The organism is Kitasatospora sp. NPDC058115, from assembly GCF_042884635.1.
In the GTDB taxonomy this organism is placed as follows: Bacteria; Actinomycetota; Actinomycetes; order Streptomycetales; family Streptomycetaceae; genus Kitasatospora.
The window spans coordinates 164516-179995 of sequence record NZ_JBHVTL010000001.1 but is presented as its reverse complement, the minus strand read 5'-3'; the positions used below and the strand labels follow the sequence as shown (position 1 = coordinate 179995).

Here is a 15480-nt window from a genome sequence, read left to right as displayed (position 1 = left end):
TGGCTCGCCCTACCGCCTGCCGCCGAGGTGCCCTGGGCCGGTCGGTTCCCTTCTTCCGTCGATCGCGGCCGCCGCGCACGCCTGCGCCGTCGAGGGCGCCGGCTTTCGGATGGAGTTGCTGGTCGGTTGACTGTTTGTACGGGCCTGCCTGTTGCCGGTGTCGCTGCCATTGCCGGGTACGCCCGCCGGAGCCGCCGCTGCGGTGGCCCGCTCTCGGAGTTCCGCTCTGCCGCCCGCCGCCGAGGTGCCCCCGGCGAGGTGGTTCGGCCCGCTGTCGGTTCAGGCCGTGAGGGCGAGGCGGAGGGCCAGGGCGAGGACGACGGCGTTGCCGGCGAGGCCGGTGAGGAGGCGGGCGCGGGGGCCGGTGAGGGTGCGGCGCAGCAGGGCGCCGCCGCACGCGAGCAGCGTCTGCCAGCCGGCCGAGGCGGCGAACGCGGCGAGGGCGAAGACCAGTCCCGGCCCGGGCGGGCCCGGGCCGGTGCGGCCGCCCACCACCAGGGCGGTGAAGTAGACCACGGTGAGCGGGTTCAGCAGCGTCAGGCCGAGCAGGGTCGCGTAGGTGCGCCACGGCGAGGCCGCGATCGGTGGCGGTGCGCCGCCCTCCAGCCGGTGGGCGCGGACGGTCGCGCGCAGGCCGTGGACGGCGAGCAGCACGAGGACCCCGGCGGCCGCGATCTCCAGCACGCCCGCGGCCGGCGCGATCACCGGCGCGAGTGCCGCACCGCCGAGCACCGCCACCAGCGCGTAGAGGCCGTCGGCGGTGGCGACGCCCAGGGCGGCGGCCAGGCCCCGGCCGAGCGAGACGCGCGAGGCGAGGGTGACGACCAGCACGGAGATCGCGCCGACCGGCACGGCGACGCCGTAGCCGGCGAGGAGCCCGGAGAGCAGGGCATCGGTCATGGCGGTGCGGTCCGTTCTGACGGGGCGGCACGGACGTCGGAGAGCCGGGAGCGTAGCCGCGAACGGCGCGGCCGGCCACCGCATTTCCGCCGGTTTGACGCTGTCCGGCGAGTGCGGGATAAGTGGGATTCCGCCGAGGCGCGTCGGCGTGCATGCCGGGCGCGCACACCGGGCGCGAGGAGCGGGCGGTCTCGTGGGACAGGGGGAGAGCCGGATGAGGCAGGGACGGAGATGGTGGGTGGCGGGGCTGGTCGCGGTCCTGGCCTTCGCCGCCGTGTGGATCCTCGTGGGGGCGGTGGGGCCGCTCCGCGGGGTGCGCGACGCCGGGGCGCGGCTGACCCTGGGGGCGGCCGCGGGGGCCGTCGCGGGCGGACTGGCGGCGCTCCGGGGCAGGTCCCCCGCCGGGGATGAGGGGCGCCGGGAGGTGTCCCGGCAGGCCGTCGTCGGCAGCAGCGTGGGCGGCGATGTCGTCCAGATCACCGGGGCGCGGGGCAACGTCAGGATGACCGTCCGCAACGGACCGGCCGCCCCGCCCCCGCCCCTGCCCCCGTCCCCGCCCCCGGGAGCGGCGCCGGTGGCCACCCCGGCCGCCGCCGGGGGCCAGTTCGTCGAGCGTTCCGCGGTCGGGGGTTCGGTCGTGCAGATCGACGGCGTGACGGGCGATGTGGAGGTCGAGGCGTGATCGGCCGGAAGCGTTTGCGGCAGGGCGACCAGTGGGTGGCGGACTCGGTCGTCCACGGCTCGGTCTTCCTGATCAAGGACGTCTCCGGGGACGTCGACATCACCGTCCACAACGAACGCCCGCTGTACAAGCTGGACGCCTTCCCGCTCGACCGCCGGGTGCTGTCGGTCGAGCGGGCCCGTCTGCAGCCCGCGCGGCTGCTCCACTCCCGCTTCGAGGTCGTGGACTTCACCGGCCGCCGGTCCGAGCTCGCCCGACTGGCGGCCTGGCGCGACAGCGGTGAGCCGGTGTCGGCGCTGCTGCTGCACGGGGCCGGCGGCCAGGGGAAGACGCGGCTCGCGACCGAGTTCGCCCGCAGGAGCCACGCGCTCGGCTGGCGGGTGCTCCAGGCCCGGCACGCGAGCGACCCGGCCGACGGGCCGCAGCGCGGTCCCGGCCGCCTGGACGGCGCGCCCGTCCCGGGCGGCACCGGAACGCTGCTGGTCGTCGACTACGCCGACCGCTGGCCCGCGGCCGACCTGCTGGAACTGTGCGCGGACGCGACCCGCCAACCGGACCGCACCAGAGTGCTGCTGGTCGCCCGGGCGGCCGGGGTGTGGTGGCAGACCCTGGCCGGCAACGACCTGGAGCGGATGGAGTTCGACACCGGCCGACTGGAGCTCGGCCCGCTGGCCGACGGGACCACCGGCACCACCGGACCTACCGGCACCACCAGACCTACCGGAACCACCGGATCCACCGGGCCGGACCGCACCGACGGCAACACCCCCCTCGCGCTGTTCACGGCCGCGTGCACCCGCTTCGCCGAGGCCCTGCGCATCACCGGCCTCGACGACCTTCCGCCGCCCCGGTCCGTGGCCGAGGACGAGGGCTTCCGTGAGGCACTGGCCGTCCACATGGCGGCCCTGGCCTGGGTCGACGCGGTCCACCGGAGCCGGCGCGACGGGTCCGCGCTTCCCGAACTGGCCAGTCCCGCACAGGTCTCCGCCCATCTGCTGACCCGCGAAGGCGCCTACTGGCGCGACCTCCACCGGCACGGCCGGACCCGCGCCGACCAGATCGAGCTGGGCCGGGGCGTCTACGTCGCGGCCCTGATCGGGCGCCAGACCCACGACGACGCCCTGGAGGCGGTCGCCCGGGCGACGGCCGGCAGCGGCGCGCCGTTCCCGCCCGACCGGCTGCTCCGCGACCACGCCACCGCCTACCCCGAGTCCACCGAGACCCGTCCCGGTCCGGACGGCGGCGGCGCGACGACCTTCCTCGAACCGCTGTACCCCGACCGCCTGGCCGAGGACTTCCTCGCCCTCTCGGTCCCGGGTCAGCGCACGGTGCGCACCTACGAGCCCGACCCCCGGTTGACGGTCGTCCCGGCCCGGCTGCTCGGCACCGGCGATTCGGAGCAGGAGCGGCTCTGGACCCGGACCGCCCTGACCGTGCTGTCGGCCGCCGCCGCCCGCTGGCCCCATCTGACGGAGCAGCAGATCGCCCCGCTGCTGGGTGCCCGGCCGGTGCTGGCGGTGCGCGCGGGCGGCGCCGCGCTCGCCGCGCTCGCGGACCTGCCCGACCTGCCCCGGGAGGTGCTGGAAGCCGTCGAGGCCCGGCTGCCCGCCGGCCGTCACACCGACCTCGACTCCGGCGCCGCCGTGGTCGCCTTCCGGCTGGCCGTCCACCGCCTCTCCGGCACCCAGGACCCCGTCGCGCACGCCGTGGTCCGGCAGGGTCTGGTCCTGCGGCTGACGAACGCGAGCATGGACGCCCAGGCGCTCACCGTCGCCCAGGACGCCCTGCCCGTCTGGCGGCTGCTCGCGGAGGCGGACCCGGACACCTACGAGCGGGGGCTCGCGGGAGCCCTGGTGTGCCTGGCGGGCCTGCTGCCCAGGGCCGGGGGCTCGGGCGAGGGCCTGTCGGCGGCCCGGGAGGGCACCGGCCTCTTCCGGCGGTCGCTCGCGGCCGATCCCGGCGCCGCGGACCTCCGGGCCGCGCTGGCCGGGGGGTTGAGCGTCCTGGCGGACCGGCTCTCCGCGGCGCACCGGGTACCGGAGGCCCTGGCCGCCGCCCGGGAGGCGGTGGCGCTCCACCGGCCGCTCGGCGAGGCCGACCCGCGCGCCTACGGCGACGGCTTCGCCGCCGCGCTGGACGGCCTCGGCGCCGTGCTGTCGACGGTCGGCCGGTACCGGGAGGCGCTGGAGCCGGTCCGGGAGGCCGAGGCGATCCTGCGGGGGCTCGCCGAGGCCGACCCGGCGCGCTACGCCCCCAACCACGCCCGGGTGGCCGCCAGGCTCGGCTTCCTCCTGACGAGGACGGGGCGCAGCGAGGAGGCCGTGGCCCGGGCGCGAGGAGCCGTGGAGACCTACCGGCCGCTGGCCGGGGCGAACCCGGCGGTCTTCGAGTCCGATCTCAACGCGGCGCTGACCGACCTCATCGAGTCACTGTGGCAGGCGGGACAGCGCGAGGAGGCCCTGATCAGGGCGCGGGAGGCGGTGGACATCTCCCGGCGGCTCGCCGAGGCCGACCCCGCGACCCACACCCCGGCCCTGGCCGCCGATCTGCGCCGGCTCGGCTCCCTGCTCTCCCGCAGCGGCCGGCGCCACGAGGCCGTCGCGCTGCTGGAGGAGGCCGTGGCGCTCGGCCGCGGGCTCGTGGAGTCGGACCCCGACGCCCACGCGTCCGGGCTCGGCGCCGCGCTCGGCAGCCTGGGGGAGCTGCTGTGGTGGGTCGGCGAGCCGCAGGACGCGCTGGCCAGGACCCGGGAGGCGGTGGAGGTCCTCCGCCTTCTGGCGGGCCGGAACCCCGCCGTGCACCGGCCGGCTCTGGCCAACGGCCTGAACAGTCTCGGCATCGCCCTGTGGCGGGCGGACCTGCCCCGGCCGGCGGTGGACGCGGCCGAGGAGTCCGCGGACCTCTACCGGGAGCTGGCGCTGGAGGACTTCGCCGCCCACGGGCCCGGGCTCGCGATGGCGCTGAACAACCTGTCGGCGCGGCTGCCGGAGGTGGGCCGGTTCGAGCGGGCGCTCGACCTGGCCCGGGAGTCCGTCGACCTCCGCAGCCGGCTGGTGACGGCCAACGCGGCCGCCCACGCACCCGGTTACGCGATGTCCCTGGCGACCCTCGCCTCCCTGCTCGGGGCGATGGGGCGGCCCGGGGACGCCGTGGCCCCGGCCTGGCGCAGCGTCGCCGTGCGCAAGGACCTGGCCGGCACCGAGCCGGCGGCCCACCGGCCCGGCTACGGGCGCTCCCTCGGCGTCCTCGCCGGCGTCCTGCTGGCGGCGGACCGGCCGCGGGAGGCGGTCGTTGCGGCCCGCGAAGCCGTCGCGGTCCACCGCGCGCCGGGTGCGGGCGACTCCTCCACCCGCCGGCCGGACGACCTGGGCCTGGCGCTGGGCATCCTGGTGTCCGCCCTGATCCACGCCGGAAGGGCGGCTTCACCGGATGCCCTGGACGCGGCGCTGGAGGGCGTGCGGATCTTCGAGCGGCTGGCCCACGGCGAGCCGCAGGAGTACGGCGGGAAGCTGCGGGCCGCCCGGTCGCTGCTGACGCGCGTGCGGGACCCGCGCGGCTGAGGACCGCGGGCGTCCGCGCCCGGGGAGGCCGGGCGCTCAGCGGCCGCCGGTCGCCGTCAGGACGGCGGGCGTCGGGCCGTCCGGGCGGACGGTGAGGCCGTAGGCGGCGCCCGGCGGGGTGCTCAGGAAGCGCACCTCGTGGGCGGGGAGCAGGAGTTCGAGCAGGGCGCCGGACTCGCGCAGGGCGAACTGGGTGCCCAGGCAGGCGCGGGCGCCCAGGCCGAAGGGGAAGTAGGCGCCGAGGTGGGCGGGGCGGGTGCCGCCGCCGGTGAAGCGGGTCGGGTCGAAGCGCTCCGGGTCGGGCCACAGCGCCGGGTCGCGGTGGGTGAGGTAGGGGCAGACCAGCAGGTCGGTGCCGGCCTCGATGCGGTGACCGGCGAGGGTGTCGTCGGCGAGCGCGTGCCGGGGGAGGATCCACGCCGAGGGGTAGAGCCGGAGGGTCTCGCCGACCAGCGCCTGCACCGCCTCGCGCCGTTCGGGCGAGCCCTCGGGCCCGGCCGCGAGGGCCCGGGCGCGGGCCTCGGGGTGGGCGTCGAGGAGCAGGTGCAGCCAGGTGAGGGTGGTGGCGGTGGTCTCGTGACCGGCGACCAGCAGGGTGACGAGCTCGTCGCGGATCAGCCGGTCGGTGTACTCGGGGTGCTCCTCGGCGGCGTCGAGCAGGTCGCGCAGCACCCCGGGGCCGTCCGGGCCGTCCTCGCGGCGGCGGGCGGCGTCGATGGCGGCGTGGGCGACGGCGTCGATCCGGGCGAGGTCGCCGGCGAGGGCGTCGCGGGCGTGGTCGCCGTCGGGCAGCTGGGGGAGGGCGGCGACGACGGCGGTGATGCGGTCGAGTTCGCGCTCGGTGGCGGCGTCCAGCGGGTGGCCGGTGAGCGCGCGCCAGATGGTGTCCAGGGCGAAGTGGCGCATCTCCTCGCCGATGTCCACGCGCTCCCCGGTGCGGGCGTACCCGGCCCAGCGGTCGGCGGTGCGACGGGCCGCGGCGGCGATCCGCTGCTCGTAGCGGCGCATCCCGGGGCCGGTGAACTGGGCCTGGAGCGTGCGCCGCTGGCGCTTCCAGGCGTCGCCGGTCGCGGAGAGCACGCCGTCCCCGGCGATCGCCCGGGCGCGGTGCGAGCGTTTGACGTAGCGCTCGGGGTGCCGGCCGAGGACGTGCTGGACGGCCTCCGGGTCGGTGACCAGGACGGTGGGCCGCGGGCCGATCCGGAACGCGGCGACGCCGCCGAGCCGCTGCCGGGTGCGGGCCAGCAGCTCGATCAGCTCGGCCTCCTCGGTGCGCCACTCCTCGACCGCCTCGGGCGGCAGTTCGGGCACGGGCCCTGCGGACGGGGAGCCGGGGTTCGTGGTGGCGGTCACACCGCCGACTCTACGGCAGGGGCCGTTCGTTCCGCCGTGCCTTAGGGTCACCCGGACACGTCCCCCCGAGTCCCGGAGCGTCCGCAGTGCCCACCCGCCGTCAGAAACTCCTCGTCCGGTTCGTGCCCCTGGCGGCCGCGGCCCTGGCGGCCTCCCTGGCCGCCGCGGGCCTCGGGGTGCTCGTCCTGCGGGACGGCGATCGCTGCGGCAGCGGCCAGGAGGCCAGGCTCGCCGGCCTCGCCGGGCTGGAGGAGCTGCGCCTGGCGCCCGCGGGGGTCAGGCCGGACGGTGAGGCCGTCTCCACCGAGTGCGTCGACGGCGACGGCGAGAACCTGCTGGTCGCGGCCGTCGGCTACGACCACCCCGGCAGCCCGGTCCGGGTCCAGGAGTACTACGCGGCCGAACTGACCGCCCGCGGCTGGACGCCCGGGCGTGCCACCCGGATCGGCGAGGCCTGCTACACCCGGCACACCGCCGCGGGCCCCACCGTGCTCCGGGTCGGTCCGCCGGACGCCCGCGCGGCCGGGGACCACTACGCGCTGGTCGCCGGGGCCGCGATCGAGGGCGAGGCCGACTGCTCCTGGTGAGCCCGCCGCCGGAAAAGGCGGCGGTGCCGCGGTCCGTCCCCCTCGACGAACCGCGGCACCGCCCTTATCCCGTCCCGGAGACGATCCGGTCCGCTCAGATCGCCTGCCAGAGGGCCGGGACGATGTTGGGCTCCCAGCCCACCTGGGCCGTGTGGCCCTGGAGGCACCGGTAGCTGACGCCGTTCCAGGTGACGACGTCGCCCGCCTGGTACGTGGTGCCCGGGGTCCAGCTGCCGCCACCGGGGCCCGGGTCGGAGGTGACCACCAGCGAGTAGCTGCTGGTGTGGGAGACCGAGCCGGTGCCGGTCACGGTCAGGTTGTACGTCCCCGTCGGGACCGACGAGCCGACCGCGATGCTGAGCGTCGCGGAGCCGCCGGACTGCACCGAGGACGGGCTGACCGTGGCGGTCACCCCGGCCGGCGCGCCGGATACGGCGAGGTTCACCGTCTGGGCGGAGCCGGAGGTGGTCTGGGTGCTCACCGTGGCGGTGGTGGACTCACCCGGCTTGACCGAGCCGGTGGCCGGGTTGACGCCGACCGAGAAGTCGTTGCCCGGGTTGGGGCCGCCGCCGACCGAGGTCTTCCACAGGGTGTAGGCGACGCCGTCGGCGCTGCGGTCGAGCACGGTGGCGTTGATGTTGCTGGTGGTGTCGCACGACGAGTGGTAGCAGGAGTCGTACGCGCGGCCCGCCGTGCCGCCCCACTTGGCGGCCTGGGCGTTGGTCTTGGTGGCGCTGGCGCCCGCCGCGTAGCCCGAGGTCGGGATGCCGGCCGACTGGAACGAGGCGTCGTCCGAGCGGCCCTGGCCCTCGACGTTCTCCTCCGGCTGGAGGTTCAGCGAGTCCCAGTAGGCCTTCATCGGCGCCGAGGTGGTGGAGTTGACGTTGTTGATGAAGTAGCCGGCGTTGGGCGAGCCGACCATGTCGAAGTTGTAGTAGCCCTTGATCGCGCTGCGGGCCGTGGAGCTCAGCTGGCTCACGTAGTGCTTGGAGCCCTGCAGGCCCTGCTCCTCACCGGTCCACCAGGCGAACCGCACGTGGCGGGTGAGGGTCGGGTTCTGCTGCGCGAGGACGAGCGCGTTCTCCAGCAGGACCGCCGAGCCGGAGCCGTTGTCGTTGATGCCCGGGCCGGCGCTGACGCCGTCCAGGTGCGCGCCGAACATGGTGACCTGGTCGGCGGGGCCGCCCGGCCAGTCGGCGATCAGGTTGTTGGCCTGGTAGGTGCAGGTGGTGCAGGTCTGCTCGGTGACCTGGTAACCGGCCGCCTGGAGCTTGGCCTTCACGTAGGCCAGCGACTGGCTGTAGCCGGAGGTGCCGGTGCGCCGGTTGCCGCCGTTCTGCGAGGCGATGCTGTTGAGCTGGGCCAGGTGCGCCTGGACGTTGGTGACGCTGATGTCGGGCGCGTTGCCGCCGGGGTTGCCGCCGCCGACCGTCAGCGTGTACTGCGTGGTGTGGGTGACCTGGCCGCTGGCGGTGACCGTGATCACGTAGCTGCCGGGCGCGGTGGTCGCGCTGGTGGTGACGGTCATCGTGGAGGACGCGCCGGTCTGCACCGAGGACGGGCTGAAGCTGACGCTCGCACCGCTCGGGGCGCCGGAGGCGCTCAGGTTGACCGACTGGGCGCTGCCCTGGGTGACCTGGGTGTTGACCGTCGCGGTGGTCGAGGAGCCGGGCTGGACCTGGCCGGAGGTCGGGTTCAGCGAGAGCGAGTACTCGTTGGTCTGGCCACCGGTGCAGGTCGGGTCGCCGGTCTGGGCGGGGACGCTGACGGCGTCCCAGGCGGCCTTGGTGCGGGTGAACAGGTTGCAGGTGGGGTCGAGGTTCTTGGCGGCGGTCAGGGTGGTGGTGCGGTAGCGCTTGTAGGTCATGCCGCTGGTCTTGAGCAGCATGCCGCCGTAGAAGATCCGGCCGGCGTCCTTGATGCCGACGCCGGTGACGGAGGAGTTGTTGCAGGTGGGGCTGGTGGGCTTGCCGCCGCCGGGGTTGGAGCCCTCGGCGAGCAGGTAGAACCAGTGGTTGAGCGGGCCGGCGGCCGCGTGGACCTCGGTGCTCGGGATGGAGGCGGAGTAGCAGTTGGGGTTGTTGCTGACGAGCGAGGGGTTGTACATGTTGCGGATCGGACCGTTTCCGACGAGGTTGATCATCTCGCCGACGAGGTAGTCCGGGCTGTCGTAGGGGGAGGTCTGGTTGGCGTAGGCCTCGGTGAGTGCGCCGAAGATGTCGCCGGTGCCCTCGCCCAGGCCGTTCTCGTTGTTGGCGCCGCCGGGGGTGAACTGGTCGATGCCGTGGCCGAATTCGTGGCCGACGACGTCGATGGAGGAGATCCACTCGTTGGCCTGGCTGTGGCCGATGGAGACGGAGGAGCCGTCCCAGTAGGCGTTGACGTCGTTGAGGCCGACCTTGACGGGCCAGCTGCCGCCGTTGCCGTTGTGCCCGTTGCGACCGAGCCAGTCGCGGAGCATGTCCCATTCCTTCTGGGCCGCGAACATGGCGTCGCCGCAGCCGGTCTCCTTGCTGGTGGCGCTGCCGTTGCCCCAGGAGTCGGAGGACTTGGTGAAGACCTGGCCGGTGGCGTTGTCGGCACAGCTCAGACCGGGGCGGCCCGGGTCGCGCAGCGAGTAGGAACTGCCGGAGCCGGTGGTGTTGATCGTCGGCGAGGGGCCGTTCCACTTGCTGTTCAGGGTGCCGGCCCGCACGTCGTCGTAGCTGTCGATGACCTCGCCGCTGCGGGCGTCGACGAAGACGTGCAGGGTGCTCGGGGCGGACGCGGTGCGGCCGGTGAGCACGGTCTCCCAGGCCAGCCTGCCGGCGCCGTCCTGCACCCGGACGACCAGCCGGCGGGACTGCACGCCGTCCACCTGGGCGAGCTTGGTGCGGGCGGTCCGCTCCGCGTTGGCGGCGCTGATCAGGGCGGTGGTGGGCACGCCGATCGGGCCGGTGGAGGCGGACTGCAGCCCGCGCACCTGGCCCTGGCCGTCGGCGAGGACGACCGCGTCGCCGCCGACCACCGGCAGGCCCTTGTAGGTGCGCTCGTAGGAGACCGAGTAGAGGCCGCCCAGCCACGGGGTGACGGACTGGCGCTCGTAGGTCTCGCCCGGGCCCTTGGCCAGGGCGTCCAGGCCCGCCGCGGCCGCCTGGTCGGCAGCGTTCACGGCGGCGGCCAGCGCGCTGGGGGGCGCGGCGGCGGCCGGTCCGGGGTCGGCGGCGGCCTGGCCGACCGCGGTGGCGGTCAGCATGCCGGCCACGACGGCCAGGGTGGTCCCCGCCGTCAGCAATCTGCGTTTCATTCCGAGGCTCCTCGAACGTGGGGGTGCTCGATCGCGGACGGCGTGCCGTCAGGGCGCTCACCGCGGGGCCGTTTGGGGGGCGGCCGTGCGGGCGTCCGCGCTCGGGTGCCGGAACCCTCACATGCCGTCATGGCCCGGTCAACGGTCCGGACGGGCCCGGGGGGCGGTTGGCAAGTTCCGTCAAGTGCCGTCAGGAACTCTGTCAGGCACCGGAATTGACGGCTGACGCGGCGTCCGGCCAGGTCGCGGGGGGTGGGCGCGTCCGGCGCCGGGCGCCGGACGGGGTGGCGCGGTCGGGGTGGAGAGGTTGAGACCAAAGAGTGGAGAGGTAGAGACCAGTTACCGAAAGTGGTCGAGACCACCTCATGTACGACGGAGGCCCTCGTCCAGTACCGTCCTTCTGAGCGGACCTCCCCACCGGAAGGCCCGGAAAGCACTCGGGAGGGCAGCCCCGTGCACCGGAACCGGGCGGCGACCAAGCCGACCGAGGACGAGGCCTGGCGGGCCTTCGGGCTTCGCCTGCGCCAGTGGCGCCGCCGGGCCGGCCTCACCCAGGCCCAGCTCGGCGCCGAGATCGGCTACGACCACACCGCCGTCAGCAAACTGGAGCACGGCACCCGGCGCACCAGCCCCCGGATCGCCGACCGGCTCGACGACTTGCTGCTCGCCGGCGGCGAACTGCGCGCCGCCTGCCGGGTCGCCGAGGAGGGCGCCCTGCCGGCACCCGTCGCGCTCCCGGCCGCCCCGGCCCCCGCCGGCCCGCCGGCCGCCCCGGGCGACTGGACCCGCGCCCCGCTGCCCGGCCCGCCCGTCGCCGCCCTCACCCCCGCCCTGCCGTCCGGCCTCGCCACCCAACTGCCGGTCCGCCTCCCCGACTACGGACTGCTCTGTCCGCTGCACGACGCCGCGGGCTGCGACGTCCCCCCGCCCGCCGACCTCGCCGTCCTGCACGCCGCCTTCCGGGCCGCCGACCCCGCCGCCGCCCCGCCCCTGGACCCCGACACCGTGCACGCCCTGGCCGGCCTGCTCGCCGCCCACCTGCGGGCCGGTGACAACCCCGGCGCACCCGGCACCGAGGCCGTCGAGGACACCCTGCGGGTCGTGCTGCGCCGCCTGGCCGCCCACCCGGCCGGCCCCGCCCGCCGCCCGCTCGCCCGGCTCGCCGGGGAGTACGCCCACGCCGCCGGCGCGCTGCGCATGCAGGACGGCCGCAACGCCACCGCCATGGCCTGCTTCTCCCGCGCCCTCGGCTGGGCCGAACTCGCCGAGGACGCCGCCACCCAGGTCGCCGCGCTCAGCGACATGAGCTTCCTCGCCCGCCTCGACGGCGACCCCGCCGCCGCCCTCGGCTACGCCCACGAGATCGCCCGGGTCGCCCCCGCCCGGCACTGGGCCGGGGCCATGGGCCAGATCGGCCTGGCCCGCGCCCACGCGATGACCGGCGACGTGCGCGCCACCGTCCGCCACATCGCCCGCGCCCGGCACCACCTCGACCACATCGGGGTGCACGACGAGTCCGACGCCGCGTGGCTGTCCATCGCCTCGATGCGGCTGCGGGTCGAGGCGGGCGCCGCCGCCGCGCTGCGCGACGCGGCCGCCGCCGTCGACGACCCCCGGCTCGCCCGGCTCGCCGTGGGCGCCGCCGAGACCGCGCTCGCGCTGCTCGCCCCCGACCAACTGCCCTCGGCCCGGCTGCTGTTCACCGTCCGGGTGGCCGACTGCCATCTGCTGGCGCACGACCCGGGGGCCGCCGCCGAGCTGCTCGGCTCGGTGCTGGCGGCGGGCGACGGCGAGGACGGGCTGCCGCCCCTCGTGCGGCGCGAGCTGGCCGGGCTGCGCAGCCGCCTGGTCGGGCACGGCCTCGCGGGCTGAGCGGGGCCCTCGCGCACCGGCCGGACCGTCGTCCGATGGCCGGCTGTTGCGCAACCGTTGCCCGAACGCCGCCGATCGGTGCGGAGACCGAGACACGCCCGCCGGGGCGACCGAGACATGGCCCGGACATCCTTCGAGGTGCACCGCTTCGCACCGCAGAAGGAGAGCACCGTGAACACGCCCGGGACCGCGACCGCCGCCCGGCGGCGCCGCTTCGGCCGCGCTCTGGTCCGGGGGGCGTTCGGCGCCGGGGCCCTCACCGTCCTCGCGTCCCTGCTGCTGATCGCCGCCGCCTTCGCCGCCGACGCACGGACGGGCGAGAACTGGCAGCCCGCCGGCGTCCTCGGCTCGATGGGCCTGCTGCTCGGCGGCACCATCCTGGCCGTCGGTGCGCTGGCCCGGACCGCCGTGGCGGGGACCGGCCGGTAGCCGGCGGCCGGGGGCCCGATGCCCTCCCCGGACGGCCCCGTGCGGTTCGCGAACGGACCTGACGGTCCATCAACATCCCTCTGTGAACTGTCCATCACGACATCGCATCGGTTCCCGGCGAGCGGTCCGGAAGCGGCGGAACGGGCCGATCCGCCGCTGCTATCCTCGCCGCGAACCCGGGCCGGAACCCTCACCGCCGGCCGGGTGCGTCCAGGGGGTGGAGCGTGGCCGAGCCGGTGCTCGTGGTGGACTTCGGAACGTCCTCCTCGGCGGCTGCCGTGGTGCTGGACCGGGGCGAGCGGTTGGTGAAGGAACCGTCCAGCGGGCTGCTGTCCTGGCCCTCGGCGGTCTGCGCGGACGGGGCCGGACGGCTGCTCGTCGGCTCGGCCGCCGAGCACCGCAAGCGTGCCGAACCGGCCGGATACCGGGCCGAGTTCAAGCGTGACCTCGGGGAGCGGGCGCCCGTCCCGCTCGGCGAGCGGCGGTACCCGGTGAGCGAGCTGGTGGCCGCGGTCCTGGCCGAGTTCCGCACCCAGGGGCAGATCATGATCGGCCGCGGCATCGACCGGCTGGTGGTGACCGTGCCCGCCTCCTACGGGCCGGTGGACCCGCGCCGTGAGGCGATGCTCGAAGCCGGTGCGGCGGCGGGCTTCGGCAGTGTCGAACTGCTGGCCGAGCCGGTGGCCGCCGCGCACGCCACCGTCGCCGGGGAGCCGTTCGCGCCCGGTGAGACGGTCCTGGTCTACGACTTCGGGGGTGGCACCTTCGACACCGCGTTGGTGCGGATCGGTGCGGAGGGCGCCTCGCACACCGTGCTCGGCCACGCGGCCCTGGACGACTGCGGCGGCCGCGACATCGACGCCCTGCTCGCCGGCCGGATCCGCGAGCGCGGCCGGGACTGGCTGGAGCCGCTGCTCGGTGCGGGCGGTGCCGGAGCGCTGCGGGCGCAGCTGGAACTCGGCGACTTCGTGCGCCGGATCAAGCACCAGCTCACCGAGTCCCCGACGGTCGAGGACTACCTCACCCCGCTCGGCCCGGCCAGCCGGGTCGCCCGCGACGAACTCGAAACGCTGATCGGCCCGTTGCTCGACCGCACGGTCGCCTGCTGCCGTCAGCTGCTCGCCGACTGCGGGGTGCGGCCGCGGGCACTCGACTCCGTCCTGCTGGTCGGCGGCACCACCCGGGTCCCGGCCGTCCGGGCTCTGCTCGCCGACCGGCTGAACCGCCCGCTGCGGGTGGTGGAGGACCCGGACCTGGCCGTGGTGCACGGCGCCGCCGCCTGGGCCGCGCGCTCCGCCGACCGGCGGCTCAGCCCGCTGCGCCAGGCCGCCCGCACCCGCCCGCTGGCCTGGGGCTTCCCCGCCGATTCGGCCGAGGTCGCCGGGTGGAGCGTCCCCGCCGCCACCGCTTACCCGGCCGGTGCCGCACTCGGCTCGCTGCGGCTGCCCGACGGCAGCCTCTGGGAGCTGACGGCCGACGAACCCGGCACGATGGTCCGGCAGTTGGTGGCGCCAGGGACGGCCGTCGGCCCCGGGGAGTGGCTGCTGGCGGTGCAGCCGGTCGGCGCCCCCGACGACCCGGACCCCGCGTCGCGGGCCCCCGCGCCGCCCGGCTACCCGCCACCGCCGGCGCCCCGCCCGGCCTGGCGCGGGCGGACCGGCACGGCGATGCTCGGACTGCTCGGCATCTTCCTGCTGGGCTACGGCCTGCTCGGCCTGACCCACCGGACCGACCCCGGCCGGGGCATGTTCCTGATCATCGGCTACGCGGCCCTGGTCGGCCTGTTCGCGGCCGTCGCCGCCGGGTGGGGCGCGGGCCGGGCCTGGGGCGCGGCGGTGGGCGCCGTGGCGGTGCTGGCGCTGTCCTGGGCGGGCTGGGCCGGTGACATCGGGTTCTGGTACCGGCCGTGGTCCGATCCGCCGTTCGGCGAGAGCCCGACGGTGTACCAGTTCCAGCAGTTGGGCCTGATGCTGCTGGGCACCGGGGTGGTCGCCGTCGCCCTGACGGTCCGGCGCCGCCGCCGCGAGGACGACGCGGTGCCCTGGGCGGGGTGGCTCGGCCTGCCGGGCGCGGTGCTCGCCGCCGCCGTGACCTGGTTCGCGGTGAACGCGCCGGAAGGGGCGTACCACGTGTTCGACGGGCAGGGTGTCCTGCGGGTCACGCTGCCGTGCCTGGCCGCCGCGGTCGCCGCGGCGCTGACCGTGTACGGCGCCACCGGCGGTCCGCGCGCGCTGCTCGGGGCCGGTGCGGCGTTCGCCGTCGTCACGGCGGCGCTGATCGTCTCCGGGGCCGAGGACCTCTCCCACGGCCGGTGGCTCGTGGTGACGGCCGCCGCCGTGGCCGCGGCGGGGGGCGTGAGCGGGCTCGGGACCGCCGCCCGCCTCCGGCGCGAGCGGGTCTCCGGCCTGCCGGCCGCCAGCTGGTGCGCCCTGCTGTACGCGGGCCTGGTCGTCCTGAACGGAGCGCTCTGATGTCCGGTACCACGATCCACGGCGGCTGGCTGCTCACCGACGACGGCGTCTTCATCCTCGGCGCCGCCCTGCTGGCCACCGTCGCGGTGACCTGTGCGCTCGCCGCCGTGCGCGGCCGGGGCCACTCGGCCGGCGCCCGGGCGGCGCTGGGGCTGGTGGCGCTGGCCGCCCTGGCGCTGGCGTTCGTGCTGACGTCCGTGAAGGCCTCCGGCTTCCTGCCCGCGCTGCTCGGCGTGGCGCTGCCCTACGGCCTGGCCGCCGGCGCGGTCGGCTGGGCGGTGCGGCTGGCCCGCCACGGCGACTGACCCTCCCGCCGCGCCCGGGCGCGGCCCCCGGAACA

General features: G+C 76.3%; 10 protein-coding genes. 7 read left to right on the top strand and 3 right to left on the bottom strand.

Annotation, left to right across the window (positions count from 1 at the left end; translation table 11 throughout):
- Positions 1 to 279: 279 nt before the first annotated feature.
- Positions 280 to 900, bottom strand: a complete 621-nt coding sequence (locus ACFVVL_RS00670; RefSeq protein WP_387670272.1) for a LysE family transporter — start codon at positions 898 to 900, stop codon at positions 280 to 282.
- A 214-nt stretch (positions 901 to 1114) separates the two neighbouring features.
- On the opposite strand from ACFVVL_RS00670, the gene ACFVVL_RS00665 reads away from it, so the two are divergent.
- A complete protein-coding gene (locus ACFVVL_RS00665) occupies positions 1115 to 1582 on the top strand; it encodes a hypothetical protein (protein WP_387670270.1) in 468 nt (155 codons plus the stop codon).
- The gene (locus ACFVVL_RS00660) at positions 1579 to 5142 is read left to right on the top strand and encodes a tetratricopeptide repeat protein (RefSeq protein WP_387670268.1); all 3564 of its coding nucleotides are present in this window, start codon (positions 1579 to 1581) and stop codon (positions 5140 to 5142) included. The genes ACFVVL_RS00665 and ACFVVL_RS00660 overlap by 4 nt, the downstream gene beginning before the upstream one ends.
- Positions 5143 to 5178: 36 nt before the next feature.
- Here the strand turns inward: ACFVVL_RS00660 and ACFVVL_RS00655 are convergent, their stop codons facing one another.
- Positions 5179 to 6495, bottom strand: coding sequence for a cytochrome P450 (locus tag ACFVVL_RS00655; RefSeq protein ID WP_387670266.1), 1317 nt, complete (start codon positions 6493 to 6495; stop codon positions 5179 to 5181).
- Between the two features lie 86 nt (positions 6496 to 6581).
- On the opposite strand from ACFVVL_RS00655, the gene ACFVVL_RS00650 reads away from it, so the two are divergent.
- Positions 6582 to 7082 (top strand): hypothetical protein, encoded by a 501-nt coding sequence (locus ACFVVL_RS00650; protein ID WP_387670265.1) that lies wholly within the window; start codon positions 6582 to 6584, stop codon positions 7080 to 7082.
- A 94-nt stretch (positions 7083 to 7176) separates the two neighbouring features.
- On the opposite strand, the gene ACFVVL_RS00645 is transcribed toward ACFVVL_RS00650, so the two are convergent.
- Positions 7177 to 10368: a M28 family peptidase gene (locus tag ACFVVL_RS00645; protein WP_387670263.1), complete on the bottom strand. Its 3192-nt coding sequence runs from the start codon at positions 10366 to 10368 to the stop codon at positions 7177 to 7179.
- A 453-nt stretch (positions 10369 to 10821) separates the two neighbouring features.
- On the opposite strand from ACFVVL_RS00645, the gene ACFVVL_RS00640 reads away from it, so the two are divergent.
- The 4 genes from ACFVVL_RS00640 to ACFVVL_RS00625 all read left to right on the top strand — a co-directional run bounded on the left by ACFVVL_RS00640 (position 10822) and on the right by ACFVVL_RS00625 (position 15445).
- Positions 10822 to 12240 (top strand): helix-turn-helix domain-containing protein, encoded by a 1419-nt coding sequence (locus ACFVVL_RS00640; RefSeq protein ID WP_380296703.1) that lies wholly within the window; start codon positions 10822 to 10824, stop codon positions 12238 to 12240.
- Positions 12241 to 12411: 171 nt separating this feature from the next.
- Positions 12412 to 12669, top strand: a complete 258-nt coding sequence (locus ACFVVL_RS00635; protein WP_380296701.1) for a hypothetical protein — start codon at positions 12412 to 12414, stop codon at positions 12667 to 12669.
- Between the two features lie 224 nt (positions 12670 to 12893).
- On the top strand, positions 12894 to 15140 hold the full coding sequence (locus ACFVVL_RS00630) for an Hsp70 family protein (protein WP_387670260.1): 2247 nt from the start codon (positions 12894 to 12896) through the stop codon (positions 15138 to 15140).
- Positions 15140 to 15445 (top strand): hypothetical protein, encoded by a 306-nt coding sequence (locus ACFVVL_RS00625; protein WP_387670258.1) that lies wholly within the window; start codon positions 15140 to 15142, stop codon positions 15443 to 15445. The genes ACFVVL_RS00630 and ACFVVL_RS00625 overlap by 1 nt, the downstream gene beginning before the upstream one ends.
- Positions 15446 to 15480 lie beyond the last annotated feature (35 nt).

Excerpts from the sequence above, each read along its gene's own strand:
- ACFVVL_RS00670 (WP_387670272.1), bottom strand. The coding sequence starts at position 900 with ATGACCGATGCCCTGCTCTCCGGGCTCCTCGCCGGCTACGGCGTCGCC.
- ACFVVL_RS00665 (WP_387670270.1), top strand. The coding sequence starts at position 1,115 with ATGAGGCAGGGACGGAGATGGTGGGTGGCGGGGCTGGTCGCGGTCCTG.
- ACFVVL_RS00645 (WP_387670263.1), bottom strand. The coding sequence starts at position 10,368 with ATGAAACGCAGATTGCTGACGGCGGGGACCACCCTGGCCGTCGTGGCC.
- ACFVVL_RS00625 (WP_387670258.1), top strand. The coding sequence starts at position 15,140 with ATGTCCGGTACCACGATCCACGGCGGCTGGCTGCTCACCGACGACGGC.